4 protein-coding genes are annotated in these 1,804 nt (G+C 32.5%); 2 read left to right on the top strand and 2 right to left on the bottom strand.

All coding sequences use genetic code 11. The annotated features are described in order from the left end of the window. A partial coding sequence (gene rpoZ / locus IHO13_RS05205) for a DNA-directed RNA polymerase subunit omega (protein WP_225538587.1) occupies positions 1 to 363 on the bottom strand: 363 nt, incomplete at its 3' end. Positions 364 to 420: 57 nt separating this feature from the next. After that, entirely contained in the window at positions 421 to 762 is a 342-nt protein-coding gene (locus tag IHO13_RS05210; protein ID WP_410543347.1) for a helix-turn-helix domain-containing protein, read from the bottom strand. A 364-nt stretch (positions 763 to 1,126) separates the two neighbouring features. Between IHO13_RS05210 and purE the strand changes: the two genes are divergently transcribed. Further along, the gene (gene purE, locus IHO13_RS05215; RefSeq protein ID WP_410543373.1) at positions 1,127 to 1,621 is read left to right on the top strand and encodes a 5-(carboxyamino)imidazole ribonucleotide mutase; all 495 of its coding nucleotides are present in this window, start codon (positions 1,127 to 1,129) and stop codon (positions 1,619 to 1,621) included. Positions 1,622 to 1,625: 4 nt separating this feature from the next. Further along, positions 1,626 to 1,804 (top strand): ATP-binding protein (locus tag IHO13_RS05220; protein ID WP_368666887.1); only part of this gene is annotated, 179 nt, incomplete at its 3' end.

Raw genomic sequence — 1,804 nt, forward strand, 5'->3', positions numbered from 1 at the left:
TTCATCATCCTGAATATTAACACTTCCTTGATCCATATCGGAATCTATGTTGAACTGGTCATAAGAAAAATTTAGTAGTTTTTCTAGCTTACTTGTATTACTGCTGTAGGCATTACTCACATTTCCTTTCATGTATTCTTTGCATCTGCTTACCAAAAGGCTAAATAATTCATGAGTATCTACCTGTCTTTCTGATATTTCGTATAAAGAAATGATGGTATTCTTGTGACCTTTAAACTTAGCTGCCTCAATTGGACTACTTGCCCCTGTATTTAAATCATGTGTCCTCTGACTCGCCAATAGAGCTAATTTAAAACGGTTATTCACCTGCTCTGTGCATTTTTCTATAACAGATTCAGCCATAAAACACTACCTTAATAAGCTTTATACTGTATCACAAAAAACAAAATGTCAACTTCTCTATTGAGACTCAGCTTCATGTTTTGCCTTTTCTTCTTTAAATTTTACTGCTTGATTCTCTGTTATTATAATTGTTATTCCAAAGCCTAATTTTTTGAGGAATCCTAACAATCGCTCTAGAGAGAAACCATCTGTTTTGCCATTTTTAATTTGTGATATCTTTGGCTGATCAACACCTAGTTCTTCTGCTGCGCGAGCTTGAGTCCAACACTTTGTTCTTATAAATTCGCTGATTATGCTAAGTAGCTTCTTTTTTATTTCTACAAAGCATAAACCGTTGTCTAATGATATTATTATTTCCATAATCTTTTTATACCCACTATCAAAAACTTTGTAAGACATTACAACATAAATCTGATATCTCAAAGTATTAATATCATATAGTTTGTACTAAATAATTATAGATATTAATATATAAAGCTTTAAATTGATTATATGTTAATATTTTACCAAGTTTATTTTAATCTTAATTATTATTTTACCTAAAAAAACTATTTACAGCAAGAGGAACGCAGTTGCAAGGCTAAAATAGTCATTTTGTAAATTCATATTACATAAGAAGTTTATATTCCCATATCTTAAAACAGATATTCGTTCAAATCCCTGTTTAACGAGAATGCTACATATTATATTCATAATATAACTCAAATATTTGTTGCTTTTTAGCTGAAACACTATTTAGTTAGTAAATAAAATTATGTTGAATATGGCAGAAATAAGAAAAGATGTTGCTGTAATTATGGGAAGTGAATCGGATTATAGCACTATGTCTCATGCTGTTGATATGTTAAAAGAGCTAGGGATTTCGCATGATATATTTATAATATCTGCACATAGAACGCCAGAAAGGCTATTCAATTTTGCTAAATCTGCACAAGAAAAAGGTCTTAAGGTTATTATAGCTGGTGCAGGGGGAGCAGCTCATTTACCTGGTATGATTGCGTCACTCACTTATTTACCTGTTATCGGCGTTCCTGTACATAGTAGACAACTAAACGGGCTGGATAGCCTATTGTCTATAGTGCAAATGCCAAAAGGTGTATCGGTTGCAACAATGTCCATAGGAAAGAGTGGAGCATATAATGCTGCCATTACCGCCGCGTCTATATTGTCAATTTCTAACAATGAAATTGCAGGTAAGTTAAAAAAATGGAGAGAGAAACAGACTAAAGAAGTAAAGGAAAAACCGGGTTCATGGTAAATTTATGGCAATAATTCTTTTAGATACAAAAACTATAAACCGTATAGCAGCGGGGGAAGTAATTGAGAAACCAGCAAGCGTAGTAAAGGAATTAGTCGAAAATGCAATAGATGCTGAAAGTTCAGAAATAGAGATCAAGATAGAGAGTGGTGGGCGCAATCTTATTACTGTAATAGATAATGG

The organism is Wolbachia endosymbiont of Mansonella perstans, from assembly GCF_020278605.1.
GTDB lineage: Bacteria > Pseudomonadota > Alphaproteobacteria > Rickettsiales > Anaplasmataceae > Wolbachia.